The following is a 26,534-nucleotide window of genomic DNA, read 5'->3' as shown; positions in this document are numbered from 1 at the left end:
TCTACTCCTTCATGACAGCATTGATGTACGCTGCCGGATCAGCGAGGACTGCGCCGGCCTGCAATACATAGCCGTTCACCAGTTCAGCGCCGACGCCCATCAGGATGACGAGAACAAACAGCACAGCAGCCGGTGCCATCATCGCTTTATAGCGCAGCGGGCGGATTTCTTCTTCGTTCTTCTCGCCTCCCCAGAACACCTGCTGGAACACTTTGATCAGGGAATACAAGACGACGAAGCTGGAGGCCAGAGCGATAAGCGCAAGCGCGGTATGCTGCTCCCCGAAGCCGCTGCGGACCATCATGACCTTCCCGGCAAAACCGCTAAGCGGAGGAACGCCGACCAGCGCCAGCGTCAGGACGAAGAACATCCAGCCCGTCCACGGATACCGGCGGATCAGACCGCCCATCAGCCTGAGCTGCTCTGTTCCCGAAGCCGCGACAATCAGCCCGCCGAGGAAGAACAGCAGTGCCTTGGCAATCATATCGTGCATCAGATAGAAGACGACCCCGCTCAGTGAATCCTGGGTAGCCACGGATATGCCGAAAGCGATGAAGCCCACGCTGATTACAATGTTATAATTGAAGATCCGGCTAAGATCATTGTAGGCCAGTGCCCCAATCGCTCCAAGGATCATAGTAGCTCCGGCCATCCAGCCGATCAGCGAATGGGTCAGACCCATATCCTGTACAAAAATCAGTGTGAATGTTCTGGTGATGGCATACAGCCCAACCTTGGTGAGTAAAGCGCCGAACAATGCCCGTACCGCCTGCGGAGGCGCACTGTACGAATCCGGGAGCCAGAAGAACAGCAGCAGGCCCGCTTTGAGCGAGAAGACCAGCAGCAGCAGCACGGCAATTACATTCATGACTCCGCCCTGCCCGGCCTCTGCCACACGCATAGCCAGATGAGCCATATTAAGCGTGCCTGTCGCAGCATACAGATACGCAATTGCCGCTACGAACAAGGTGGAGGAAATGACATTCACGAGGATATACTTAAGCGTCTCACGCAGTTGGACTCTCGTTCCGCCCAGCACAATCATGGCGTAGGAGGCCACCAGCAGTACCTCGAAGCAGACGAACAGGTTGAACAGATCACCTGTGAGGAACGAGCCGAACACGCCCGTCAGCAGGAAATGGAAGAACGTATAGTAATAGAACCGCTCCCTCTCTTCCCCGATGCTGGCGAAGGAGAAGAACAGGCAAGCTGCTCCTACCACCGCAGCCGTCAAGACGAGCAGCGCTGCGAACATATCGGCTACGAAGACAATGCCGTAAGGCGGTATCCATCCTCCCATATACAGCGTCTGAATGCCGTCTGTATGGACCTGGTACATAATGATCAGCGCTACTGCAATATTCACCAGAACGCTGACTGCACTGATGATACGCTGCAGTTTAATTTCCTCTTTCAGAAAAATCAGAATTACCGCCGTAAAGGCCGGAATCAGCAAAGGCAGTACCAGCAGGTTGTTCATGGTCTCTCCCCCTTGCTTCCTTCCACATCATCCATACCCGCCGAGCGGTATGCCCGGTAGGCGAGGACGATGAAGAACGCGGATACCCCAAAGCTGATTACAATGGAAGTCAGGATAAGCGCCTGCGGCAGCGGATCGACATAACTGTCCGCCTTCTCGCCAAGCAGAGGTGAAGCGCCCGTCTTCAGTCCAGCCATCGTCAGCAGCAGCAGATGAACACCGTGGGTCAGCAGCGTGGTTCCCAGCAGAATGCGGAGCAGGCTTTTGGACAGGACCAGATATACACCTACGGTAAACAAGACACCGATCGCCAGGGCAATAAGGATCTCCATCAGTTATCCCTCCCGACCGTAAAGATTATATTCATAGTGACACCGATGACCGAGAGATACACTCCCAGATCGAACAGCATCGCCGTGGTAAGTTCCGTCTTGCCCATGACCGGCAGGTCGTAGTAGTCAAAGGCCTGGGTCAGGAACGGAGCATCGAAGACAAAGGAACCGATTCCGGTCAGAAAAGCGATCATAATCCCGACTGCGATTAACTTGCGGTAATCGACCGGCAGCACCTTCTCCACAAACTCCGTCCCGAAGGCAATTGCGATCAGCACAAGCGCCGCCGCCGCCATTAAGGCTCCGATAAAGCCGCCGCCCGGCTGGTTATGACCGGCGAAGAACAGGTACAGGGAGAAGGTAATGATGATCACGAAGGCCACTTTAGCTACCGACTGCAACAGTACATCATTGCTCCGGGCATAGCGTCGGATATTGCTGGCCTCCGGTCTGTTTCTCACCAGTACAGGCGTATTGTCCTGCTCCAGCTGAAGCTTGATCATCGAATAGATGGCCAGCGATGCCAGCCCCAGCACCGTAATCTCGAACATGGTATCGAAGCCGCGGAAGTCCACCAGCAGCACATTAACGATGTTTTTGCCGCCGCCAAGCTTATAGCTATTCTCCACGTAGTAGGTGGAGATCGGCTCAAACGGACTGCTGCCCAGCGCAGCCAATGCAACCAGCGTCATCGTGACGCCGAAACCCAGGGCGATGACCAGCTTGGGTACCTTAACCTTCAGACTGACCTTCTCCCGCTTCAGCTTCGGCAGATGCCGGAAGCAGAGCAGGAACAGCGTGACCGAGACTACCTCAACAATCATCTGGGTGAGGGCCAGATCGGGTGCACGGAACAGGACGAACAGCAGCGTCACCATGTAACCGACCATTCCCGTCATCAGAATCGCCGAGACTCTGGACTTGGCAAACGGAATGGCAAGCGCGCCTGTCAGCAGGACCAGTACGGCAACAACTTCAAAGAATGTAACCGGAGCATATTGCCCCTGGCCGAACGTAATGCCTTCCGAGTACAGCATCGTGCCGCCGACAACGGCGATAATCAGGGTGAAAATGTACATCAGATAATGACGCATTGAACCTGTCATGTACAGGCCTGTCACTGCACGGGATACATTCTCCACGAGACGGATACTCCCGTCATACACATGGGTCAGCGTAAGTCCGGTGCGCCATTCCTTCTCGACCAGACTGAACCGGCCGTATACGCGGTATACGATAATCCCCAGAAGGATCACACCCAGCGTCATCCAGACCTCGGCTGTGAACCCGTGCCAGAAATAGATATTCACATAAAAAGGCGAGCTGGCGGCAATCTGCGGATGAATCGCATTCATCCCCGGCACGATCAGTGACTTCGACAATATATTGGGGAAGAAGCCGGTGACTACGGCCAGTAATGCCAGAATCACTGGCGGAAGCAGCAGGCCGAATGGCGCTTCATGCGGTTTTTTGTCCAGCTTCTCCGGCTGATATTTGCCGAAGAAGGTTTGGAAGACCATAATCATGCTGTATGCAAAGGTAAATATGCTTGCAATCCACGCCAGCACCGGGAAAAGGGTGAAGAAGGCCCCCGGGCTGAAGATATCCAGCTGTCTGATATTCAGCACAGCCGTGAAGAACATTTCCTTGCTCAGGAATCCGGCAAACGGCGGAAGACCCGCCATCGAGAAGCTGCCGATCAACGCCAGCGTGAAGGTGACCGGCATCAGAGACACCAGACCGCCGAGCTTGCGCAGATCACGGGTATTCGTCTCATGGTCGACAATTCCGACCACCATGAAGAGCGAACCTTTGAATATGGCATGATTAATTAAATGAAATAGGGCTGCCGTTGTTGCGGCGGTATAGAATACAGCCTCTTCCCCTGTGTAGAAGGACGCGGCTGAACCCATACCGAGTAATCCCATAATCAGTCCAAGCTGACTGATTGTAGAATAGGCTAACAGAGCCTTCAGGTCCGTCTGCTTCATCGCCTGGATCGATCCATAGATCAAGGTGATCAGGCCGACACCCGACACAATCCAAAACCACTCATGTTGCCCCGCGAACACCGGGCTGAAACGTGCTACCAGATATAAACCGGCTTTGACCATGGTTGCCGAGTGCAGATACGCACTGACCGGAGTCGGCGCTTCCATCGCATCAGGCAGCCAGATATGGAAGGGGAACTGGGCCGATTTGGTGAAGGCACCCAGCAGAATAAGCAGCATCGCAGGAATGAACAGCGTCTCTCCGCTGATATCGCCCACCTGGCTCCAGATCTCGCGGATACTGAACGTACCCGTCATCACATACAGCATCAGGAAGCCTGCGAACATCGCCAGACCGCCGAAGACGGTAATCAGCATGGACTTTTGTGCGCCATAGCGTGACTTCTGTCTCCGGTGCCAGTAGGCGATCAGAAGGAACGACGAGACACTCGTTAGCTCCCAGAATCCGTATAACACCATAAGATTATCGGACAGCACGACTCCAAGCATCGCCCCCATGAATAACAGCAGATATACATAGAACGGCGTCAGCTCTTCCTTGCGTTTATCGAGATAAAATATGGAATAGATAAAGACCAGAGTGCCCATGCCCGTAATTAACAAGGCGAACAGCAAGCTTAATCCATCGAGATGGAAGACCAGATCAATCCCAAGGGAAGGAATCCAGGACAGGGTCTCGTATCCGAGCTCCCCTCCCTTGATGACTGGAATCCGGGTCAAGAAATATATGAATAACGCCAGCGGTGCGGCTAATACAAGCCATCCTCTATGGAGCTTTCGCATCCTCCCGCGCAGAAGCGCTATCATCAGGGCCAGGAGAAACGGAACAAGAACGGTTATATGCAGCAAAGGCAAGCCTCCTTTTTCATTCTACAATTTGGGTTGTGAACGCTGGTACTTACTTCCTGAAAACAAGAGCCGGTTATAATGGCTCGGTCAGCGTTCCTTCACAGATATGCAAATATCTCGCTTTACCATCTTGCTCAATTTTGAACAAGCCATTCTCAAATTCGGTGTGCAATTCATGAAAAAATTTGCCTTTGATGTAATCGTCGCCTTCCGGCTCATCGCTGAGCTGGTATACTCCCTCATTCTTCACCAGATAAGAGATTACGCCTTCTTCATGGGTCTCTTCGAGACCGGCGCGCATACGCTGAACTGCAACGACATGCAGATCCATCATATTCATCTTGCTGATCAGCTCATTGACAAAGTTGCGTTTGGTCAGCTCCTGCCACAGGGTCTGGGCGGATTGGCCAATAATGATCTGAGTGACCTCTTTCTCTTCTGCAGCTTCAACAATAACATCCGTTGTCTTGCGGCCCCGGCGTTTGCGGACCATAAATTCTGCCCCGGCTTCTTCCGCCAGCCGCTTCCAGACAGCCATATACATTTCTTTGCTATGATTATATTCATCGCTGTCCGAACTATCCACATTAAGCACATAGAGCGGTGCCCCAAGCATCTCAGACAGCTCGACACCACGCCGGATTAGACGCTCCCCATGCGGCCCATAATGAACACATACCATAATCTTTTCCTTGTGAATGACTTTCGCCCTCCTGTTAACATGGGTGAAAATACAAAAGGAGCCTAATGGCGTTAGGCCCCTCTCTGTTGTTTCAAACCCTGAAATATACTTAAATTATACCTATTCCGATGCTGTTTGTAAAGTTTACGGACAAGCGCACGCTTAGCACAGGCCTGCGGCTGTGAATACCAGCACCCTTCCGTCTGTATTCAGAAGCTGGACACCGTTGTCCAGCTCCGCCAGCGGCTGGTCCCAGTGAACATGCCCGCTGCAGACCAGTACCTCCGGCCCGGCTTCCAGCCGCTCGCGGATGCCTGCATGTCCCGGTAGCCCTGCTCCAGGAAGGTCAGGGCTCTGGTGCAGCAGCAGCAGATCGGGTCCGCGTTGCAGCAGACCTTCTAGTCTCTCCAGATACTCCTTCTCCGGCGTGCGGTTCGGCCGGCCTGCTCTTCCCGTGACGCCTCCAAGTCCAGCGATAAGCATATTCTCATGGCGCAGGACCGCCGGTCCGGTGAACAGATGCATTCCCGGAGTGGAGGCAAGCCCGGCTTCCCCTTCCGAAGTCAGAAGATCGTGGTTGCCGTTCACGCCGAGTACCGTTCCGAATCTGCGGCGGAAGGCCTGCCATACCGGCAGCGGATCACCGCTAGAACCTCTTACTGCAGTGTCTCCATATAGATCGCCGCATAAACAGACCAGCACCTGATCCGGGCGGACATCCGGCATATGGCGGATAAGCAGATCTTCCAGTGTGGCAGCAAGCTTCTCACCCACCAATAGATCGCTGTAATCTCCATTGTCTGACAAGGCAACTCCCTGAAGGTCAGATGCGAAGATCAGCACCTTCACCTCTTCCGGCAGTCCCTGCATCTCTCCCGGATATATCGGAAGCCCACCATATATTATTCCCTGGCTGCCGGGCGCCGCACTGACAAAGTGGACCACCTCCAGCGGTTCTTCCGCTACCCGTAAGACTCTAAGCTGCTCGCGTTCAGCCTTACGCCGCTTCATTCAGCACCTGCACTTCTCGCTGCCCGCCATGCCTCTAGAATAGAGACCGGTGCTTTGCTGCTGGCGCAGCCGCTGCCCTCCTCCGTCCAGAGCGGCGGGTAATACCCGAAGACCTGATCCGGCGCAAGCTTCTGCGTCTCCTCTTCCCACCCTTCCCAGCGGAACGTTTCATAGAACAGATCCAGGTCACCTTCCGCCAGCCAGCCGATGAAGCCCGAATAGGTTAATTCCGTCGTCTCCCATTCTCGCGCATCGGGGGCATAATAATAGATATTCCCGCTCTGTCCGAACCGCCCGGTATCCAGACCGAAGAAGCCTCCGGCCGCATCATAAGCTACAACCAGCACACCCGGCAGCGGGACTGTGTCCGCTGCATCCCCCAGACCGTTCCAGGAAGCAAGACTGCCGCAGACCCCTTCTGCTCCAGCGCCAAGCAAGGTAATCCAGCCATGCTCGAAGATAATACCTCCGGCTTCATAAGCAATGGCTCCTAGATAAGACCTCGTACTTACCTGCAGACGGACGAGCGTCAACGCGGCTGCCTCCGGCTCTGCGGCCTCCAGCCGGTAGGTTCGCGGCCCTTGGCTCAGCAGCTCCCTGATCTCTTCCCAGGCATGATTCTCCACATCTACTAATTCTGCTACAGATAATAAGTGCATATGCTTCCGCCTCTCTCTCAATGCTTTAAGCTGTTTCCAATATTTATATATACCCTATTCAAGGGGAACTGCAATCCTGAATTGACCAGAGGTTTATTAACATTCTGCCGCATTTAGCTTGCATAGTATGTAAGGTTCATAGAATTTCTTAATGACTATGCCAAAAATAATTGATTGGCAAATTGATGTCAGGTTTTATAGAATTCTTTTAAATTCTAATTAATACGGGATAGCCCGAATCACAATCAGACAGGGAGTGCTTGCCAAAGTGTCCATCGTTCCTACACTAACGTCAGAAGTATCTAATGAGGCTGTGCAGTATGTGCAGCGGATCTATGCAGAGGTCCAGAAGCGCGACCCGCATGAGCCCGAATTTCACCAGGCTGTTCAGGAATTCCTGGAGAGCATCACCCCCGTTCTGACCCGCCACCCGCAATATATGAAGCACGGGATTCTTGAGCGGCTGGTTGAACCTGAGCGCAGTATCTCCTTCCGTATCCCTTGGGTGGACGATGCCGGCAATACCCAGGTGAACCGCGGCTTCCGCATTCAATTCAACAGTGCCATCGGTCCCTACAAAGGCGGCTTGCGCTTCCATCCTTCCGTATACCAGGGGATTATTAAGTTCCTGGGCTTCGAGCAGATTTTCAAAAACTCGCTGACCGGCCTGCCCATGGGCGGCGGCAAGGGCGGCAGCGACTTCGATCCCAAGGATAAATCGGATCAAGAGGTTATGCGCTTCACCCAGAGCTTCATGACGGAATTGTACCGCCACATTGGGCAGGATACAGATGTTCCTGCAGGAGATATCGGTGTAGGCGCGCGCGAGATCGGTTATATGTTCGGCCAATACAAACGGATTCACGGCGGGCATGCTGCCGGGGTTCTTACCGGAAAAGGGCTGCTCTACGGCGGCAGTCTGGCGCGCAAGGAAGCTACCGGCTACGGCTGTGTATACTTCGTGCAAGAAATGCTCTCCTCACGCGGAGCCAGCTTCAAGGACAGAAAGGTAGTCATCTCCGGGTCAGGGAATGTCTCGATCTATGCCATCGAGAAGGCCCAGCAGCTTGGGGCCCTGGTAATTGCCTGCAGTGATTCGAACGGATACATCCATGACCCGCAGGGCATCAATCTGGATACGGTCAAAAGACTCAAGGAAACGGATCGCCTGCGTATCAGCGAATATGTGAAGGAGCACCCGCATGCCGAGTATGTTGAGGGCTGTAGCGGAATCTGGACGCTGCCTTGCGATATCGCCCTGCCGTGTGCCACGCAGAACGAGCTGAATTTGGAGTCTGCCCAGACGCTGATTCTTAACGGAGTTCAGGCCATCGGCGAAGGCGCCAATATGCCGACCACCCTCCAAGCGGTGGAGCTGTTCCTGGAGAACCAGGTGCTGTTTGCTCCAGCCAAGGCTGCCAATGCAGGCGGCGTTGCAGTCTCGGGTCTAGAGATGAGCCAGAACAGCATGCGTCTGTCCTGGACCTTCGAAGAGGTGGACGAGAAGCTGCAAGTCATTATGAAAAATATCTACAACAGCACCGTTCAGGCGGCTGAGGAATACGGCGTTGCCGGTAACCTGGTTGCCGGAGCCAATATCGCCGGGTTCCTGAAGGTCGCGGATACGATGCTGGCGCAGGGTATCGTGTAACCTGCTCAGACTCTATGAATCTAAAAAAGAGGTGTTCCTAAGCCATTGGCTAGGGACACCTCTTTTTGCGTAAAAGGCAGGGTTCTGGACTTTCAGGTGCACTTATGCTCCTCATTCGCTAATATAGCTGACTTTCGGCGGATTCAGGTGCACTTGTGCTCCTCATTCGCTCATTTAGCTGACTTTCGACGGATTCAGGTGCACTTGTGCTCCTCATCACTCTCCTTCAGCCACACTCAACCATATCCGAGGGATTTATTCCCTTCTTTTCCTCATCCAGCCATCTTTCAGTGGGATCAGAGGGATTTATCCCCTGCTTTTCCTCATCAGCGGGCAGCTCATGCCAAGCTGCCCGCTACTCCGGTCTACAGCAGCTCGCGGCGCAGCTCCTCCGCTGATCTTGGGGACAGGTGGCCGAGCGGGATGTCGAATACAGTCTTGGCTCCTGTCTGGCCTTCCTGCTTCAGGCGCACAGCAGCACGGGCATAGGCAGCCAGCACGCTGGCGGTGAATTCCGGGTTACTGTCCAGCTTCAGCCCGAATTCGGCAATCTGCTTGCTTCCGCCCCCGGTTACGCCGCTGCGGATAACGAAGCCGCCATGCGGCATCCCTGAGTGTTCCGCTGCAAGCTCCTCCTCCGTCACAAAATTAACCGTCGTATCATAGTCTGCGAAATAATTAGGCATTTCCACAATCGTCCGGGTAATGGCTTCAAGATCAGCTCCTGCTTCGGCCACTACATAACATTCCCGGCGGTGCTTCTCACGGGTGGACAGCTGCGGGGTCTCGCCAGCGCGAATGCTGTCAATGACCTCCTGAACCGGCACGGTGTATTGCACGCCAGCCTTCACACCGGGAACCCGGCGGATGGCATCCGAATGTCCTTGGCTAACCCCGGTGCCCCAGAACGTGTAATCCTCGCCTACCGGCAGGATGGACTGCATCAGCAGACGGTTCATGGAGAACATTCCAGGGTCCCAGCCGGTGGAGATCACACTGACGCTGCCGCCTTCCCGGGCGGACTTGTCCACCGCAGCGAAGAACTCGGGGATTTTGGCATGGGTGTCAAAGCTGTCTACGGTATTGAACAACCGGGCCAGCTGCGGGGTCTGCTCCGGCAGATCTGTCGCGGAACCGCCGCACAGAATCATTACATCAATCTTGCCTATGTACTGCTCGGCGGCTGAGATGTGCTCGGTGAGCGTTCCTGTGATGTCTGCCAGCTGCTGCGGGTCTCTGCGGGTAAATACGGCTACCAGCTCCATATCGGAGTTCTGCGCAATGGCCTGCTGTACCCCTTTGCCCAAATTGCCGTATCCGACAATCCCTACTCTAATAGTTGATGTCATGTCTGTAATATCCTCCTTGCCGGTTAACCCGGAGATATGAATCCTTCAAAAGTTAAGTATATATACATTACACGAATTGTAAACATTAAGTTGTACCTTTTTATAGCCGATCAACATACTCATTCAGAGCCCACGCCATAGACTCATGCCCTGCATACAATATCTGGTCAAAGATATATTTATGCAATTCTATCATTAGCTCAAAAGGAGCTGGAAACCAGTGAACTCAGGAACCAAGCTTACCGGACGCGTAATCTTTAAAGGTGATCCCGGGTATGAGACCGCACGCAAAAATTGGGACCCGCATACCGACCGCTTCCCTAAGGTATTTGTCTTCGCGAAGAAGACGCAGGATGTAGCCAATGCCATCAAATATGCCAACGAGCACCGGCTCCCCATCCGGCCCAGAGGCGGCAGACATGCGCTTGAGGTCAATCTGTCCCAGGTGAACGGCGGCATCGTCATTGATGTCAGTGAAATGAAAAGCATTAAGCTCAACTCAAAAGCGGGAACAGCCGTGGTCGGAGCCGGAAATACGGTAGGGAGAATCGCCCATACACTTGCCCGGAAGGGGTATATGGCGCCTTTCGGGGATAGTCCGACCGTTGGGATCGGCGGCATTACCCTGGGCGGCGGGATTGGCCCGCTTCAGCGTACCCTGGGGCTGGTCAGCGATAATCTGGTGGAGCTCGAAATGGTCGATGCCAAAGGCAGGATTATTATCGCAAATAAAAGGAATAATGCCGATCTTCTCTGGGCTTCCCGCGGAGGCGGCGGAGGGAATTTCGGCGTATGCACCCGTTACAAATTCAAAGTACGCCCGGCTCCGGCCACAGCAACGGTATTCCGTATCACCTGGCCCTGGAGCCAGTTCGAGAAGGTGCTGAAGACCTGGCAGCGCTGGGCGCCCGCAGTGAATACGAGACTGGGCAGCGAATTATCCATCGGTCCCAAAAAAGGCGGAAATGTCAGCATGCTGGGGCTCTTCCTCGGATCTAAGGCCGAGGCGGTCCGCCTCTTGAAGCCCATTACAAGCGTAGGAACGCCTACGATCCAAACGATCCGTTCTCTGCCTTATCCGCAGGTAGTCAGCTTCTTGCTTGCTCCCGATCCGGTACAGACCCAGCGGTTCAGCAACCAGTTCTCCAGCGGCTTCGGACGGAAACCGTTCCCGCAGCAGGCATTCAAGCCGATGCGTGAGTTCCTGGAGAAGGTGGAGGGGAAAGACGCCGGGTTCTTTTTCCTCAACTGGGGTGGGGCCGTAAGCCGTAAATCTCCTAAAGCTACCGCCTTCTACTGGCGAAAGGCCAAATTCTATGTGGAGTGGAACAGCTCCTGGATCAAAAAAGCAGATGCCGCCAAAAACATATTCTACGTCCGCAACACCCGCCGAAAGCTGCAGCCGTTCATCGTGGGAAGCTATATCAATGTGCCTGACCAGGGCATCAAGCATTCCGGCCCGGTCTATTATGGAACGAACTATCCCCGGTTGCGCAGGGTCAAAGCGAAGTATGACCCCGGCAATGTGTTCAACAATCCGCAGAGTATTCCGCCGGCGCGTACCACAGGCTAAGTTCGCCAAAACGAGCAGACAGGGGTTACGCCCCTCCTGCTCGTTTTCTCGAAATTCTATAAATGATAGAAGTGGTTCCAGCCTTATTGGCCTGAATTCGCCAGGAATTCATCAATTTGGCGCTGAACCTCTGCGATGATAGTGTCAATACCGGCTGCCTTAACCTGCTGCTGGAGCTTGGCCAGACCTGCGTCCACATCCTTCACCGTTCCGTATTCCAGCGGAATGCCGTATTGCAGCATGACATTACCGACATTGGCAACCTCTGTCTTCACCTTGCTGTTATCGAAGACGAAGGTCTCCAGCGGATAGTGATATACCTCTTTCTCCCATTTGTTAGTCAGGGCGTTCGCTTCATCCGGGAAGGAAGCATTATCCCGGTTCAGCGGGGAGTTGAAGCCCCAGTTGGAGAAGCCGGTGTAGTTGGCGTTCTTCTCGGCGTTCGTGAATTTGTCGTCGCCGACAGGATTATAATGCACAGCCGTGATGCCGTTCATCATCAGATCATGCAGTTCCTTGTCATTCTGCAATAGATCGATCATCATCAGCGCCCGTTCCGGGTGCTTGGAGGTGGAGTGAATCGCTACGCCGTTCTGGGTAGAGACGGCAACGGATTTTTTCTTATCCGGGTTGATATCGGCCAGAGCCAGCTCATACGGGGAGTTCTTCTCCCGCATATCGGTCATCAAGGCGCCCAGCGTACCCAGATTGTGGGTGATGGAGGCTGCTTTGCCTGCCTTGAATTCCTGCTGATGATCCAGCTTGCTGTTCAGTGCGCTCTTCGACCAGGCGTTATTCTCGGCCAGATCTTTATAATAGTAGACAAGCTCCTTGAATTCAGGAGTCTCATACAAGTTGAACACTTTGCCAGCCGGATCATCCAGCTTGAAGCCCATCGGCAGATCAAGGTCGAACAGATTCCATTCGTTCTGCTGCTTGAGCAGAATCCGGTCCAGATTATGCAGCTTCCAGTCCCCGGTCTCCGGTACGAACGGAGTCATACCCTTTTCTTTACCGGATATGGTCTTGAGATAGTTGGCGTAGGCTTCCGGACTGTTGATCTCCGGCAGGTTATATTTTTTGCGCAGGTCTTCGCGGTACAGAATCAGCTTCTCGACCGTTTCGCCGCGGTTCTGGGGTACCATATACAGCTTGCCGTTCACCTTCGCCTGACCCCAGCCTACCTCCGGCATCGCTTTCCAGGTCATGGGTGCGTATTTCTCCAGCAGCTCGTTCGTCAGCTCCAGGAATCCGCCTTTGAGCGCCTGGTCGTTGTAGCCGGCCCAGTTGGCCGCATAGATCAGATCGAAGTCCTCATTGGCCGCCAGCTTAAGCGGATATTTCTGCGCCCAGTCTGACCAGTCCAGGAATTCGGCCTCCAGTGTGGCATTGATTTTCTCCTTCAGCTTCTTATTGATCTCTCCGAATACCTGATCGTAATCAACCGGCTTCGGCCCCACAAAAATCATCTTAAGGGTAACCAGCGAAGAGGTGTCCACTGTGCCGGAATCCTTGGCTGGCTGGGCGCCCGCTCCTGCGGCTTCCGTTGCTGCGGCTGAGGCCTTCGGCTCGCCTGCGTTTCCACCAGCATTGCCGTTACCGCCTCCGCATGCGCTAAGCAGAGAGACCATCAGGATGCTGGACATCAGTGTCATTGCTTTTTTCTTATTCACTAGAATTTCCCCCCAGCTATATGTGTGTAATCGCTTACAAGAACAGTATAATAAAATTTCCGCTCCCCGCTAATATAGGCATTCAACGATTATACATACTTTTGCAACGACTTTCAGGGCGGAATAACATAATATTACTGTATATAACCTGTCATAAAAAAAGACCCCGGGCAACATCCGCCCGGGTCTGTATTCATATCAGCTTTTTAATCTCATCCAGCGGCAATTCAACCGCCTTAGATACCGCCTCGGGAGAGAATCCGTGGAGCAGCAGCTTACGGATCGTCTCCGCCTGGCCTTCTTCTTTGCCTTTCTCAATACCTTTCTCCATACCTTCCGCAATACCCTCTTCATAGCCCCAACGCTTCCAAGCTGGCATGAGTTCCATAATTACTTCTCCCTCCTCCGGGTAGTCATCGATTAATTCTCTTAAAATTTCCTCATCCTGTGCCCGGTCCGGCTTGAAGTACAGATCTGCTACGGACATAATCAGCGCCAACCGGCCCTGATCCAGCCGCGCTTTCAGCTTCATGAACATGCGCAGAAATTCCCGGCGCACCTCTCTCTCTTCTCTGGTAGTATACCCCATCTTCGCCAATAACGCAGCAGCCACCGCATTATTTGAATCGATGAACCGCCGCCAGTTCTGCTTGCGCAGCTCCACCTTAAGAAACTGGAAGCGCAGAATGGAATGCTCGGGGATGGATATCTCCAGCGTATCCTGCTCCTCCCTGACCTCATCTGATGTAAAGATCGCAATAGGGATGATCAGCTTGTGGTCTTTGCGGTAACGCTCGAATAAACGGCTGTAGTATATAAACATTCGTTCACGGAATTCGTTATCCCTGTACGATTGCGGCTCCAGGTGAATCAGAATATAACCGTCCAGCCCTTTGTAGCGGGTCTCCAGCAGCAGATCCAGCTCCCGCGCCTCCTCGCCGACAATATCCACCAGTAACTCCTGCATCAGAAACCGGGTCTCACTATAGTCCAGCATAGCACCCAGTTCAGGAAAGAATAGCTCAAAAAGACGGCACCGTCTGACCAGCCGGGTGAGGCTGATTCAGACGGTGCCGCCCCTAAGGCAACACAATATGATAGTGATTTGCTGCTTATTTCTCCAGGAATCCGGTAGACGGATTGGTGATGAAGAAGCCTTCCTGCGGCACATAGAAATACTGAATCCAGACGCCGTCAAGCAGCGGCTCGCGCGTGTCCAGCAGAATCTCGATATCCTTGTCTGTAGCGACCACTTCATCGTGCTCAGTAGGTGTATCAAGCGCCACATCATAGTGTCCGTGATCTCCGTGATTCTGGGTAATGACCACGCGGATTTTTTTGCCTTCCGCTTCCGGGCTGTTCAGCATATCTTTTAGAACTTTAGCTGCATTGCGGTTAATTTTTACTTTCATCCTCTGGCGACCTCTATTCTGCTTAGTATAAAATCAGAAATTCATTATAACATATTATAAGGTGCTATAGATAATTTAGTGGTTATTCCGGTGAGGATAACACAGATCACCACATCACAAGAAGCTGCCCTACCAGCCATATATTCACGGCATGCGGGACAGCTTCTCGTATGTACTACTATTATGAAGCGTTCTGATTCGACAGAGCGGCTAACACTTCATTGGTGACGTCCTTGCCGCCTTTGAAGTTGGAGATGAACGCGCCGATGGAATAGATCGGCCCCCAGGGAATCCCCCACCAGCCTACAAAGAAGGTCAGCAAGGTGTACTTCAATCCTTTTTTGACGGAGCCCTCGCCCGCCCTGATGAAATAGATGCTCGAGCTACGTTTGAACGTCATCAGGACCACAGAGAAGCAATACGTATAGATCACGAATTTACCGCCTTGCTGAATCTGGCTCATCATATTGCCGCCGTCCATGTTTTCGATCCCTTTTATGATCATAGGAAATCCCCTTTAACGGTTGTTTATTATCATATACCGTAGGGATAGCGGACTGAAACAGCAGACAGATATTTGTAAAAAGTGAGCTGACGGCAGACGCGGATTACTCCAGCTTAGCTCCGTTACTGGCAATTACGCTTTGATACCAGAAAAAGCTGTCTTTGCGGGAGCGGTCCAGCGTCCCCTTGCCTTCGTTATCCTTATCCACATAGATGAAGCCGTATCGCTTCTTCATCTCTCCGGTGCCAGCACTGACCAAATCGATGCAGCCCCAAGAGGTGTAGCCGATTAAGTCCACGCCGTCAGCCAGCGCCTCCTCCATTGCCCGGATATGCTCACGCAGATACTCTATCCGGTAGCCATCACGAATCGAGCCGTCTGCTTCTACGGTATCTACCGCACCAAGCCCGTTCTCCACCACCATCATCGGCAGTCCGTAACGGTTATAGATATTATTCAGGGACCACCGCAAGCCTTGCGGGTCAATCTGCCATTCCCAGGCACTTGCCTGCAGATAAGGGTTCTTCAGCCCCATCGACAGATTGCCGCCAATCGCCTCCTGAGCCGGGGCTGCGCTTACGCAGGTGGATGAATAGTAGCTGAAGGTGTAGAAGTCCACACAGCCTTCCTTAAGAATCTGTTCGTCCCCATCCTCCATCTGGAGCCGGATCTGCTTCTCCCGGAAGTATCGCAGGGCGAAGCCCGGATAAGCGCCTCTCACCTGGACATCAGAGCAGAGGAAATTACTCAGATTATCCTTCTGCTGGGCCAGCAGCACATCCTCAGGACTACAGGTCAGCGGATACGAACACATATAGGCAATCATACAGCCGATCTGACAGTCGGGATCAATCTCATGTCCCAGCTTCACGGCCTTTGCACTGGCGATGAACTGGTGATGGAGTGCTTGGTATCTTAACTGCTCATTATCGGTTTGGGCGGATGCCGACAGCTCGGCGTTCCCCTCCGGCTTTATCGCTCCTGCCATGAATGACCCGAAGGGCATAGTCAGGATGTTGATCTCATTGAAGGTCAGCCAATACTTCACACTGTGCTTATAGCGGTTAAAGATCACTTCACAGTAACGGACGTAGAAATCAATCGTTCTGCGGTCCGCCCATCCGTTATAGGCTTCAGCCAGATGGTAAGGCGCTTCATAATGCGAGATCGTCACCAGCGGCTCGATTCCATGCTTATGGAGTTCGGCAAAAACCCGGTCATAGAACTTCAGCCCTTCTTCGCTTGGCACGGTATCATCCCCGTTCGGGAAGATCCTGGACCAGGCAATGGACATGCGGAACACCTTGAAGCCCATTTCGGCGAACAGCGCGATATCCTCCGCGTACCGGTGATAGAAATCAACCGCTTCATGACTTGGATAATTAGCCCCGGCTTCCAGCACTGGAGTAATTCTCCGGGAGACCGTATGCGTTCCGGCAGTCATCACATCCGCCGTGCTTAACCCCTTGCCGCCCGCATCGAACCCGCCTTCGAGCTGATTCGCAGCCGTTGCGCCGCCCCACAGGAAATTTGCCGGAAAACTTCTGTTGCTCACATTCCCATTCACATTCACGTTCTTATTCATATTAACTCCTCCTGAGATTGGATTAGCATACCGATTAGATCATGACGGTCAGCAGATTCTCCCGGTAATCGATACTCTTCTGGTCTGTCTCAATGACATCGAGATACTCGCCGGAATTGGAGATGATCACAGGCGTGGTCAGCGTATAACCCGCCTCTCTGATCGCGGCAACATCGAACTCCATGAGCAGCTGGCCTTTGGTGACCGTATCGCCTTGCTTGGCCCGGGGGGTGAAGTATTTGCCCTTCAATTTGACCGTGTCCTTGCCGACATGAATCAGAATATCGACCCCGTTATCACTGGTGATGCCAATCGCATGTCCAGAGGCGAACAAGGTGGTAAGTACCCCGTCAACCGGAGAGTACACCTTGCCTTCCAGCGGTTCAATCGCTATACCTTTACCCATTGCGCCTGTAGAAAAGGCTTCGTCTGTCAGCTCCGACAAGGCTCTGATCTGGCCCTTCAGCGGACTGCCCACCGTCTCCTGCTTCACCAGTGTGCTTCGCGTGTTCCCTCTACTCTTGCTGTCCACAGCTTCCTCATCCTTCAACCCGGAGAAGAAAACAAGAATGAACCCGAGAATGAAGCTGATTACAATGGCTGCAATTGCGCCGTAGAAGCCTGTATCCATGCCCTCCGGGCTAATGTAGCTAGGGATACCGAAAATCCCCAGACCGCCGAGAATATAGCCTTTGGTGCCCATCAGACCGACGATACCGCCGCCGACCGCCGCCGCAACACAGCTTAAGATGAACGGCTTCTTACGCGGCAGCGTAATTCCGTAAATAGCAGGCTCCGTAACGCCGAAGATGCCTGAGATGATGGCCGGAATCGACAATGACTTCAGCTTGGCATTCTTGGTCCGCAGCATAATCGCCAGCACAGCACCGGTCTGGGCAAACGAAGCGCCGAAGGACGCCGCCAGAATCGGATCAGACTTCAACACAGCCATGTTATTGAGGGCAATCGGCACCAGACCCCAGTGCAGCCCGAAGATGACGAAGACCTGCCAGAACGCGCCTACCAGCAGCCCCTCAATAACCGGACTGAGGTTGTAGAGGAATAAGGTTGCCTGCCCCAGCAGCTGTCCGGCCCAGGTGGAGATCGGACCGATTGCAATCAGCGCCAGCGGAACGGTGACCAGCAGGGTGAAGAACGGGACGAGGAAGGTACGTACCACGCTCGGCGTCACTTTTCGGAAGAAGGCTTCCAGCTTGGAGCCAATATAAGTCGAGATGATGATCGGAATGACGCTGGAGGTATAGGACATCAGGATGACCGGAATCCCCAGGAAGGTAATGTACACAGGCGATTCAAAGATCGTTCCGCTAAAAAGCGTATACAGCGGTTCGCCCGCCGCCGTAATCGTGCCGAAGGACGGGTACACCAGCGTAGCGCCTATGGCCATCCCGATAAAGATATTGGCCCCAAATTTCTTGGCTGAGGTATACCCCAGGAAGATCGGGAAGAAGTAGAACAGGCAATCCCCGAGCGCATTCAGAATCTGGTAGGTCCCCGACTCCTTGGTAAGGAGTCCCACAGTCAGGAACAGGGCGGTGAAGCCCTTGATCATCCCGGTTGCAGCCAATACGCCAAGCGTCGGCGAGAATACGCCGGAGATCATGTCGATGAAGCTGTTGAACAGACCCATTTTCTCACCGGAGGCTGTCTCTGATCCGCCTTCCTGCAATCCGCCCGCTGCCATCACCTGGGCATAGACCTCAGACACATGATTGCCGATAACGACCTGGTATTGGCCGCCGCTCTGAATCACCGTAACGATTCCGTCCATATTCTTCAGCGCATCCGTATTCGCCACGGCCTCATTCTTCAGCTTGAAGCGCAGTCGGGTGACGCAGTGGCTGAGTCCGTTGATATTCTCCTTACCGCCGACATGCTTGATAATATCCTTGGCTAGTGCCTCATATTTCATAGTAAATCCTCCCGTTTCCTGATGAATGATAAGCAAAAGGCGAAACCATCCCGGCAGCTTCCTGCCTGATTTGGTTTCGCCTGCATGACCAGTAACAATCCAAGTGGTTTTATTCAGTTTGTCTTTGCGTTACCCGCTGAATGTGAATCGTCAGATACAGGATTTCTTCATCCAGGAGCTTCAGGTCCAGATACTTCTCAATTTTGAGCACACAGTGATGCGCCTTCCTGTATTTCATCCTCACCTGCTTGAGCAGAAAATCATCCACGGACTCCTCAGACTCCTGCTTGCGCGAGCGCTGGAAGAAATAACGCAGATGGGTGATGAACCGTTCGTAGCTGACCGTATGCTCATCAATTTCGTTGTTATATGAATACTTCACAATATTTAGAATGTCATCAATCTGCTGGGTCTGCCTGGTAAGATCTGCAATCTTGTTGCCCGAGCTGTTCATTTGCGCATTAATCAGATGGAGTGCAATGTTCCCGGCCTCATCCTCCGGCAGGCGGATACGGGTCACCTGTTCAATCATCCCCATGGCATGATGCCCGATGGCATATTCCCTCGGGTAACAGCGCTGGATCTCCCAGAGAAGCGGATTGTCATTGCGGATACCCTGCTCATGAAGCCTTAGCGCATGAGTCAAATGATCCGTCAGGGTCACATAGATATAATCGCTCAGCCGGGCCTTCAGCGTCTGCTTGGCATACTCGATAATGTCATAGCTTAAGGCTACATATTCGGCGGGGGCATCCGCCATTAAGGCCTTGAATTTCTCGGACGCGTCATTTCGCTTCAGTACAAATGTCTTCTCGATCAGAGAGACATCCACCGGATCGCCCGGGCTCTTCTTAAAGCCGATGCCGCGTCCCATAACAACCAATTCATCCTTACCTGAATCCTTGGCAATAATGGCATTGTTATTGAAAATCTTCTCGATAATCAACCAAGCTGCCCTCCTTTACCCCGAATTTCATTTGGCACTGCTTACAGGATGTTAGACGGGTCAAGGTTCCTTGCGGCGTCCCGCAGGGCCCTTAACATAAAGAAAGGCAAAACCCAAAACACGTGACCATGTTTTGGGTTTTGCCTTTGCAGTAACAATCCCAAATTCAGAATAGCACTGAATTTCACTTTTGGCAACAAAAATGTTTGCGCTTACAAAAATCTGAAGCTGCATAAAAAAACCACAAAGTGGAGCTTTAGCTTCGAGGATGACTCAGGTACTTTGCGGGGGCCCCAAAACATATAAGAGTGTCCCCTATTTACAGGGAACACTCCTCTTCTATCCGCCTGAACTCAGACCGATGACGAGCTCACGGCCTGGGCATTTCTATTTCCCCACCGCAGCTTATACAGCTCCGGCAATACCACACCCAGCAGCACAAGCACCACTCCGGTCCATTGCAGAAGACTTACATGCTCCTGCAATACGAACGAAGACATTAAGACGGCAACGGGCAGTTCGACGGCGCCCAGAATACCGGCCATACCGCCGCCGATATGCGGAACCCCGATGGCGAACAGCAACGGCGGGATAAAGGCGCCGAACAAGCCCAGCAGGAAGCCGAACAGCAGCAGCGGTCCCCACAGCATGCCGTTAAACAGGAAGGTCGGCGGGAACAGGATGCACAGCAGCACCAGGCCGCCAGTGACCATCCAGGCGCTCCGGTAGGCCGGATGGGCCGAAGGAACGGCTTTGCCGCTGAAGATAATGAACATGGAATAGCTGACTGCCGATAACAATCCGAGCATCAGCCCCAGCAGGTTAAACTCGGCTGCTCCCTGATTCAGAATACCTGCAGCCAGTAGGGTGCCTCCGAAGAGCAGGATTAGTGTAAGTACAGTGATTTTGTCAGGGCGTTGACGTTTGCTTACGGCCTGAATCAGCACACTGATCCAGGTGAACTGGAACAGTAAGATAATCGCCAGCGAAGCGGGAATATACCGGAGAGACTGGTAATACAGCAGACCGGTAACCACCGTGGGTGCGCCCGCCAGCATCAGCAGTACTCGATGCTTCCAGGTCAGCCGGGTGGGAACCGCCTTGGCGGGCGCCGCAACGTTCGCTGTGCTGCGTTGCTTACGGTTCGCTCTGAGCTTGGTATATAACGCAAGCAGCCAGGCGAGAATACAGCCGGTTAAGAGTTGGGTGCCGACCACCTCTCCCAGCTTATAACCTTGCCCATAGGCCAATACAACAATAGTGGATAGGATACCGTAGCTCATAGCGCCTACAAGTACGGAGATTAAATATTTCATATCTTTCATTCTGGTTATCCTCCTGAATCTTCTGATCAGAATGCTACTGCGCCAAGGACCGCCAGACGCAAAAAATCCTAACTCCGGGACAAGGACCGCTGGTTCGTGGTCCTTATCATCGTAGTTAGGAAGAATAGGCTTCCTGTAGAAACCCTCGCCCTGTGACATCGGAATGGCTGCGAGGTTATACGAGAACAATATAGAGTTATGGAATTATTGCCTGGTACGTCTAGTTGACGACTGTTCATATGTTACACGCCAAGTGAGCTGACGTCAACCTTTAATTCTTTTAAATTTGAAATTCAGGGAAGATAGACCTCTGTGATGCTGTTCACCGTGCCCTTACTTATGGTTATAGTACACGGGGGTGCGAGATCAGTTAACTGCCCGAAGTAACGGATGAAGTCCTGCTTGCTGACGCTTGTATAAGTGCCCGGCTGCTCACGGTTAACAAGCTTGTACTCTGTTTCGGGAGTGACCTTGTAAGGATCGTTAATCTCGTACTTATTGAGGATATAGAATCCGCCAGGCAAATCGTCCGCCTTAATATTCAGAGCGGCAAAACGGTCTGCATCCGCCAGCGTCAACCACTCCACCTGATCGAAGTCCAGAGAATCCGTATTCATTGCAAGACCTGTTACATAACCCGTTAAGCGGCTCTCAGGTGTAACTGCGAAATCTGCGGAAGTTGCTTCATAGTTCACTACAAGCTTATCTCTGGATACCGGCTGGCCAAGATCCGTCTTGATATATTGGACCGCCACCTCTACCGGATCAAAGAGTGAAGCGTCCTTCCCCTGCTCTGCACCGGACTGCTGATCTGCGTAATAGGCTTCGAGCGTCTTCTCCGTCTGCGGCGTATGATAGTATTCATTGCCGTTCGTATCCTTCCAGCGTTCTACCGTCCATATGCCCGCATCCCCCTGCTTCACAGGCTGGGACAGCAATAGCTGGCTGGTCTCCCCTGTAGTTAGCGGGAACTGGACCAGCACATGTTGTCCGCTGAATGTCTCATGCGGAAGCTGGCCCTTCTCCTCCAAGAACACACGCAGCGCCATTTCCTGACCGGCCGGACTTGTCATATCGTGCTCCCCATCCCGGATAACTCCCAGATAGTCCGCCACAGAATCCTTATATGAGAATACAAGCATCGGCTTGCCCATGCCCCCCTCTTCGGTCAGCATACCCTCTTCAACACTTACATCTCCAAGCTGCTTCAACAGGTCAGTGTTCTCGGGCTTCAGCCGGTATTCCAAGGCCCAGAGTGATACAGGGATATCCAGCAGCTTATCATATTCACCGATCTGCTCCCATTTCGTGATCACAGGCTCCTTGAAGGTAAGGTCCGGAACTCGTGTTGAGTAAGAGGTGATTACAGTATTAATGAATTGCTGTGCGTACTCCCGTGCTGTATGTTCCACACTCTCCGCCTGCTGTTTTGGGTTGCCGAGTAACCCTACACCCAGAGAAGAGATTCCGGCAATGCAGAGCAGAACGACCCAGAAGGCCGGTTTACGGTATTGTAAAATATTGCGGATACGCCCCTTCGTCCCGTTCTCTCCAAACGCAAGCGGAGAGCGGTAGGTAAAGCGTCTCCCGGACGACAGGGCTAGCAGGGACAGTGAATAGTCCTGCTTGATTCCGCTGCCTAGCTGACGAATCACGCTCTCGTCGCAGGACTTCTCCATATCCTCGCTCATCAGGTAGAACGCAAGCCAGACAAGCGGGTTGAACCAATGCAGACAGAGCACCGCAAAAGCAACCGGCTTAATCAAATGATCAAGCCTGCGGATATGCACCTGCTCATGCTTGATGATGTATGTCTTCTCCTGTTCCTGTAACCCCGCAGGGAGATAGATCCTAGGCTTCAACAGCCCGATTACAAACGGGGTGGTGATCTGTTTGCTTTGATAGAGATTGCCGGATATGTGCTGTGCGCTCTTGAGGCTGCGCTTCAGCCGGATTGTAGCAACTATGCTATGGATAATCATAACACCGGTTCCAACGAGCCATAAATACTGGATAGTCTTCATCCAAGGGTTGCTGGCAAACGTACCCGCAGCCGGTTCTGTGGAAGCTGCCGGAGTCTGAGCAGGAGTCTTCATTCCTTGCGTAGGGGTACCTGCATCACTAGTCTGTCGTTGTGGCTTAGGCACCTGCAACTCGGAAGAAGCCTGAAAGGCCCCTCTCATGTCCGGTATTGAGGCCTCAGCAGCAGCCGGTGTGAGCGGAATCCGCTGCGTATCTGCCGGTATGAAGCTGATCGGACTCTCGAAGGAGAACGGGCAGATCAGCCGGAACAGGACAATAGACCAGAGTGCATAGGAAAAGAGGGCCGGAATCTTACGGAGCAGCAGCCTTGCGAGGATCACAACCAGGATGCAGTAGCTGCCGGTTATACTCATCTGAATCAGTTGTGCAAACCACGGTTCCACGGCTATTCCTCCTTATGCTCCTTGATGATCTTCAGAAAGGCATCAATCTCATTATCGCTAAGCTTCCGGCTCCGGGTGAATGCAGCCAGGAACCGGGGCAGAGAGCCCTCGAAGGTCTCTTCTACGAACTGCTTGCTCTGTTCGGCGTAGAAGTCCTCCTTCTTCAGCACTGCTGTAACGAGGCCACTACGGTTCTCGAAGATCCCTTTGCTCTCCAGACGCTTCAGCATCGTATAGGTCGTGGATTTCTTCCAGCTCAGCTCTGTCTCACACAGCCTTACTAGCTCCCCGGAAGGAACCGGCTCGCGGTCCCAGATCAGCTCTGCGAACCGGCTCTCCATTTCAGTTAATGCAATCTTACTCATACGGTCCCGCCTTTCGGTCTACATGTTATAGACTTAGTTTACAGGTTGTAGACCTATTTGTAAATGGTTTAATACAAACACAGACCCTACTCTCCCCAAATTATGATAAAATATATCTCAATTCAGCAGTTCATCTGAAAGGAGCCATACATATGGTAAGGTGCCGTCCTCAATCAAGGACTATCGTAAAAATTTGAAACATAGACAAGTTTCGATACGTAGCAGTCTGTAATAGCCTTCATTCCAACCGATTTCATGTGATTCACGCTGCTATCCCCAAATATACTTCTATGGAGGAGGTGTAGACCCTGAACAGATCCGGGCCCGTTAAGCTCCTCGGCATGATTGCCGGAGTTGTCATCTTAAATGTCATCGTCCTGTCTCCCGGCCTGCTTGGTGTCGAGATCGGCGGAAGCCCGCTGGAAACGGCATCGGCGGTCACCCTGCTAATCATCAGTCTGCTGGTCGTCCTATACGGGAGTTACACCTTGCTCTTCAGACCCCCGGCCGCCAAGCCCGCAAGCGTACAGTTAGAGACGCGGGAGGATTACATTACCGGCCTCAGCCGCCACCGGAATGTGAAGGTGCTGAAGGACGATATCTCCCTCGCCCTGGACCAGATCGAGCGGATCGGCAAGAAGAAGACCGCACTGCTCCAAGTGCTGGGCCGCAGGTTTGATCCGGCTGAGCTCAGCTTCCGCAAGTTTCATTCCGTCATTATGGAAGTCGAGAAGCTCTTCTATCTGAATATCCGGGGGCTGCTGGGCAAGCTCAGTGTGTTCGATGCCTCAGAGTTTGCCAAATTCAGTGCCGGTAACGCATCAAGCCGGTTCTCCAGCTCCCTGATTCAGAAGAAAACCGCGATATACAACGAATATCTCTCCTATGTCAAAGGCTGTCTCGGAGCCAATGAGGAGATTCTGCTCAAGATGGATCAGCTGCTGCTGGAGATCACCGAGCTGGGCAGCACAGATTATGCCAATGTGGAAGAAATGCCGTGCATGCAGGAATTAACCGCCCTGATCGGGCAGACGAAACTCTATCAGTAAGGAAAAGGAGATGACCCTATGAGGAAAGGCAAAACACTGTTCATACTCGGCATTATAGCCGCATCCGTCTTCGCACTTGTCTATTTCGGAATTACCTTAACGTCCAATCTGGGCAAATCCAAGACAGAAATCTCTGCCGAAGACGCCGATAAAAGACTGAACCGGATCTATAAGGATATCAACGTGACCAGTGCAGAGCCGGTAAAAGGGCAGATCGATCTTGATCCGGCCTCCATCGGTGATTCGCTGCCCGATATCTCCAAGTTCCCCATCTCCGTAGAGAGCACCACGGACAGCTTCGTCGAGATTTTCTCCTCCACGGAGAAGTCGGGAACCGGCAACGACGGCTGGCTGAATGAGGTCGCCACAGATTTCAACGCTGCCGGTATTACGATAGACGGCAAGCCGGCCTCCGTCAAAATCCGCAACATCGCTTCCGGCACAGCCGCGGATTATATCCGGTCCGGCAAATATGTGCCTGACGCCTTCACTCCCTCCAATGAGCTGTGGGGCGAGATGGTCAAGGCCGATGGTCTTAAGACCGAGCTAGTCACGAAGCGTCTGACCGGCAACGTAGCCGGAGTTGTAATGAGCAAGCAGAAGTATGATCAGCTGGTCGACAAATACGGCGCGATCAATGTCAAGACGATTACCGACGCCATTGCGGCTAATGAGCTGGCTATGGGGTACACCGATCCTTTTGCCAGCTCCACGGGGCTTAATTTCCTGGTAACCGCACTGAGTACCTTCGACAGTAAGGATCTGCTGGGAGACAAGGCTGTTCAAGGCTTCGAGAAGTTCCAGGCCAATGTGCCCTTCATTGCCTCCACCACCCTGCAAATGCGGGAAGCGGCGAAATCCGGTATGCTGGATGCCTTCGTCCTTGAATATCAGACCTTCGTCAATGCGAAGGATCTGACCAGCGGCTATGTGTTCACCCCGTTCGGGGTAAGACATGACAGCCCGCTCTATGCACTCGGGCAGCTGCCGCCGGAGAAGCTGGCGATCCTTAAGAAGTTCGGCGAGTTCGTCCAGCAGGATAAGTATCAGAAGACGGCTGCGGACAAGGGCTTCAACGGCCTGACCGACTATGTCTCAGAGCTGGCGCCGGTGGACGGATCCATCCTCTCCTCGGCCCAGAAGCTCTGGAAGGAGAAAAAGAACGGCAGCAAACCGATTGCGGCCGTATTCGTAGCCGATGTATCGGGCAGCATGGCCGGGGAGCCGCTGAACCGTCTCAAGGAGTCGCTGCTGAAGGGGCAGAAATTCCTCGGCAAGGACAACAGCATCGGCTTTGTCTCCTATTCCAGTGATGTGACCATCAATCTGCCCATCGGGAAATATGACACCAATCAGCAGTCCATGTTCGTAGGTGCGATTAACAGCCTACAGCCTGTAGGCGGTACAGCTACCTTCGACGGATTGGTGGTTGCCATGAAGATGCTGAAGGATGAGCTGGCCCTGAACCCGGACTTGAAGCCTCTGATCTTCGTGCTCAGCGACGGGGAGACCAACGAAGGCCATTCCCTGGATGATATCCGGGGCCTGATCGAGACGTACAAGATTCCGGTATACACCATCGGGTATAACGCCAATATCAAGGCACTGGAGAGCATCTCCGGCATCAACGAGGCGGCCAATATCAACGCGGACACAGAGGATGTAGTATACAAAATCGGCAACCTGCTCAACGTGCAGATGTAGACTTTATATTCTG

21 protein-coding genes are annotated in these 26,534 nt (G+C 53.0%); 4 read left to right on the top strand and 17 right to left on the bottom strand.

The window, feature by feature from the left end; genetic code table 11:
• Nucleotide 1 precedes the first annotated feature (1 nt).
• The 6 genes from MHH28_RS04380 to MHH28_RS04355 all read right to left on the bottom strand — a co-directional run bounded on the left by MHH28_RS04380 (nucleotide 2) and on the right by MHH28_RS04355 (nucleotide 7,025).
• Nucleotides 2-1,480, bottom strand: coding sequence for a Na+/H+ antiporter subunit D (locus MHH28_RS04380; RefSeq protein WP_405112289.1), 1,479 nt, complete (start codon nucleotides 1,478-1,480; stop codon nucleotides 2-4).
• Nucleotides 1,477-1,812, bottom strand: a complete 336-nt coding sequence (locus MHH28_RS04375) for a Na(+)/H(+) antiporter subunit C (RefSeq protein ID WP_039306114.1) — start codon at nucleotides 1,810-1,812, stop codon at nucleotides 1,477-1,479. Before MHH28_RS04375 ends, MHH28_RS04380 begins: the two co-directional genes overlap by 4 nt.
• Nucleotides 1,812-4,679 (bottom strand): Na+/H+ antiporter subunit A, encoded by a 2,868-nt coding sequence (locus MHH28_RS04370; RefSeq protein WP_405112286.1) that lies wholly within the window; start codon nucleotides 4,677-4,679, stop codon nucleotides 1,812-1,814. Before MHH28_RS04370 ends, MHH28_RS04375 begins: the two co-directional genes overlap by 1 nt.
• Nucleotides 4,680-4,746: 67 nt before the next feature.
• Nucleotides 4,747-5,355, bottom strand: coding sequence for a universal stress protein (locus MHH28_RS04365; RefSeq protein ID WP_341186164.1), 609 nt, complete (start codon nucleotides 5,353-5,355; stop codon nucleotides 4,747-4,749).
• Nucleotides 5,356-5,517: 162 nt separating this feature from the next.
• The gene (locus MHH28_RS04360; RefSeq protein ID WP_405112281.1) at nucleotides 5,518-6,366 is read right to left on the bottom strand and encodes a metallophosphoesterase; all 849 of its coding nucleotides are present in this window, start codon (nucleotides 6,364-6,366) and stop codon (nucleotides 5,518-5,520) included.
• Nucleotides 6,363-7,025, bottom strand: coding sequence for a DUF2625 family protein (locus MHH28_RS04355; RefSeq protein ID WP_405112279.1), 663 nt, complete (start codon nucleotides 7,023-7,025; stop codon nucleotides 6,363-6,365). The genes MHH28_RS04360 and MHH28_RS04355 overlap by 4 nt, the downstream gene beginning before the upstream one ends.
• Before the next feature lie 274 nt (nucleotides 7,026-7,299).
• On the opposite strand from MHH28_RS04355, the gene gdhA reads away from it, so the two are divergent.
• Nucleotides 7,300-8,676, top strand: coding sequence for an NADP-specific glutamate dehydrogenase (gdhA, locus tag MHH28_RS04350; RefSeq protein ID WP_405116842.1), 1,377 nt, complete (start codon nucleotides 7,300-7,302; stop codon nucleotides 8,674-8,676).
• Nucleotides 8,677-9,041: 365 nt separating this feature from the next.
• Here gdhA and MHH28_RS04345 read toward each other — a convergent pair whose 3' ends face one another.
• Complete coding sequence (locus MHH28_RS04345; protein ID WP_405112277.1) at nucleotides 9,042-10,025, bottom strand: diaminopimelate dehydrogenase; 984 nt, start codon at nucleotides 10,023-10,025, stop codon at nucleotides 9,042-9,044.
• Between the two features lie 220 nt (nucleotides 10,026-10,245).
• On the opposite strand from MHH28_RS04345, the gene MHH28_RS04340 reads away from it, so the two are divergent.
• Nucleotides 10,246-11,598, top strand: a complete 1,353-nt coding sequence (locus MHH28_RS04340; RefSeq protein WP_405112274.1) for an FAD-binding oxidoreductase — start codon at nucleotides 10,246-10,248, stop codon at nucleotides 11,596-11,598.
• 83 nt (nucleotides 11,599-11,681) lie between these two features.
• On the opposite strand, the gene MHH28_RS04335 is transcribed toward MHH28_RS04340, so the two are convergent.
• From MHH28_RS04335 to MHH28_RS04290, 10 genes are all read right to left on the bottom strand, one after another.
• Nucleotides 11,682-13,271: an ABC transporter substrate-binding protein gene (locus MHH28_RS04335; protein WP_405112271.1), complete on the bottom strand. Its 1,590-nt coding sequence runs from the start codon at nucleotides 13,269-13,271 to the stop codon at nucleotides 11,682-11,684.
• Between the two features lie 193 nt (nucleotides 13,272-13,464).
• Nucleotides 13,465-14,268, bottom strand: coding sequence for an Rpn family recombination-promoting nuclease/putative transposase (locus MHH28_RS04330; protein WP_405112268.1), 804 nt, complete (start codon nucleotides 14,266-14,268; stop codon nucleotides 13,465-13,467).
• Nucleotides 14,269-14,383: 115 nt separating this feature from the next.
• Nucleotides 14,384-14,683 carry a heme biosynthesis protein HemY gene (locus MHH28_RS04325; protein WP_036729071.1) on the bottom strand — a complete coding sequence of 100 codons (300 nt, stop codon included), beginning with the start codon at nucleotides 14,681-14,683 and terminating at the stop codon, nucleotides 14,384-14,386.
• Nucleotides 14,684-14,864: 181 nt separating this feature from the next.
• Nucleotides 14,865-15,188: a hypothetical protein gene (locus tag MHH28_RS04320; protein ID WP_405112265.1), complete on the bottom strand. Its 324-nt coding sequence runs from the start codon at nucleotides 15,186-15,188 to the stop codon at nucleotides 14,865-14,867.
• A 103-nt stretch (nucleotides 15,189-15,291) separates the two neighbouring features.
• Nucleotides 15,292-16,773: a glycoside hydrolase family 1 protein gene (locus tag MHH28_RS04315; protein ID WP_405112262.1), complete on the bottom strand. Its 1,482-nt coding sequence runs from the start codon at nucleotides 16,771-16,773 to the stop codon at nucleotides 15,292-15,294.
• A gap of 34 nt (nucleotides 16,774-16,807) precedes the next feature.
• Entirely contained in the window at nucleotides 16,808-18,706 is a 1,899-nt protein-coding gene (locus tag MHH28_RS04310) for a beta-glucoside-specific PTS transporter subunit IIABC (RefSeq protein ID WP_405112260.1), read from the bottom strand.
• A gap of 109 nt (nucleotides 18,707-18,815) precedes the next feature.
• Complete coding sequence (licT, locus tag MHH28_RS04305) at nucleotides 18,816-19,652, bottom strand: BglG family transcription antiterminator LicT (protein ID WP_405112257.1); 837 nt, start codon at nucleotides 19,650-19,652, stop codon at nucleotides 18,816-18,818.
• A gap of 353 nt (nucleotides 19,653-20,005) precedes the next feature.
• On the bottom strand, nucleotides 20,006-20,968 hold the full coding sequence (locus MHH28_RS04300) for an EamA family transporter (RefSeq protein ID WP_405116839.1): 963 nt from the start codon (nucleotides 20,966-20,968) through the stop codon (nucleotides 20,006-20,008).
• A gap of 302 nt (nucleotides 20,969-21,270) precedes the next feature.
• Complete coding sequence (locus MHH28_RS04295; protein ID WP_405112255.1) at nucleotides 21,271-23,403, bottom strand: M56 family metallopeptidase; 2,133 nt, start codon at nucleotides 23,401-23,403, stop codon at nucleotides 21,271-21,273.
• Nucleotides 23,404-23,405: 2 nt separating this feature from the next.
• The gene (locus MHH28_RS04290; RefSeq protein WP_405112252.1) at nucleotides 23,406-23,768 is read right to left on the bottom strand and encodes a BlaI/MecI/CopY family transcriptional regulator; all 363 of its coding nucleotides are present in this window, start codon (nucleotides 23,766-23,768) and stop codon (nucleotides 23,406-23,408) included.
• Between the two features lie 341 nt (nucleotides 23,769-24,109).
• Between MHH28_RS04290 and MHH28_RS04285 the strand changes: the two genes are divergently transcribed.
• The gene (locus MHH28_RS04285) at nucleotides 24,110-24,817 is read left to right on the top strand and encodes a hypothetical protein (RefSeq protein ID WP_405112249.1); all 708 of its coding nucleotides are present in this window, start codon (nucleotides 24,110-24,112) and stop codon (nucleotides 24,815-24,817) included.
• 18 nt (nucleotides 24,818-24,835) lie between these two features.
• Nucleotides 24,836-26,521, top strand: coding sequence for a VWA domain-containing protein (locus MHH28_RS04280; protein ID WP_405112246.1), 1,686 nt, complete (start codon nucleotides 24,836-24,838; stop codon nucleotides 26,519-26,521).
• The last annotated feature ends 13 nt before the right edge of the window (nucleotides 26,522-26,534 follow it).

It is taken from the genome of Paenibacillus sp. FSL K6-1217 (assembly GCF_045040735.1).
In the GTDB taxonomy this organism is placed as follows: domain Bacteria; phylum Bacillota; class Bacilli; order Paenibacillales; family Paenibacillaceae; genus Paenibacillus_AQ.
This window is presented reverse-complemented; position numbering and strand designations above follow the sequence as displayed.